Origin of the sequence: Micromonospora mangrovicola (assembly GCF_047200535.1) — a bacterium.
Lineage (GTDB): Bacteria > Actinomycetota > Actinomycetes > Mycobacteriales > Micromonosporaceae > Micromonospora.
This window is the reverse complement of the sequence record NZ_JBJZOG010000269.1, coordinates 1-476: the sequence shown is the minus strand read 5'-3', so window position 1 is coordinate 476 and position 476 is coordinate 1. Positions and strand designations below refer to the sequence as shown.

Annotated in this window: 1 protein-coding gene; it reads left to right on the top strand. The window is 68.3% G+C overall.

All coding sequences use genetic code 11. The annotated features are described in order from the left end of the window. Positions 1 to 476 (top strand): DNRLRE domain-containing protein (locus ACL02O_RS34420; protein ID WP_412822359.1); only part of this gene is annotated, 476 nt, incomplete at both ends.

Here is a 476-nt window from a genome sequence, read left to right as displayed (position 1 = left end):
TACCCGGGCACGGACACCGACGAGTACGTCGACGTCTACAAGCTCAAGCGCAACTTCACCGAGACGAAGGCGACCTGGAACACCTACGACGGGACCAACGCGTGGACCACCGCCGGTGGTGACTACGACACGTCGTGGAAGGCCGGGTTCAACGGGTTCACCAACGACCCGGAGTGGGAGACCTGGGACGTCACCCCGGCCGTGGACGGCTGGGTGAAGAACTCGGCGACCAACTACGGGCTGCTGCTGCGCCAGCGCGACGAGACCAACCAGACCGCCCGGGCGATGCTGCTGTCCTCGGAGGGGCAGGAGCCGCTGCTGCGCCCGACGCTGGAGGTCACCTACCTGGAGCAGACCGCGGAGTCGACGTACTACGCGGCGCAGACCCCGGCCCTCGCGACCGCGGACTCCACGTACACGGTGCCGGTGACGCTGTCGAACCCGACCCTGGCGGCGTGGAACCCGACCGACTGGGA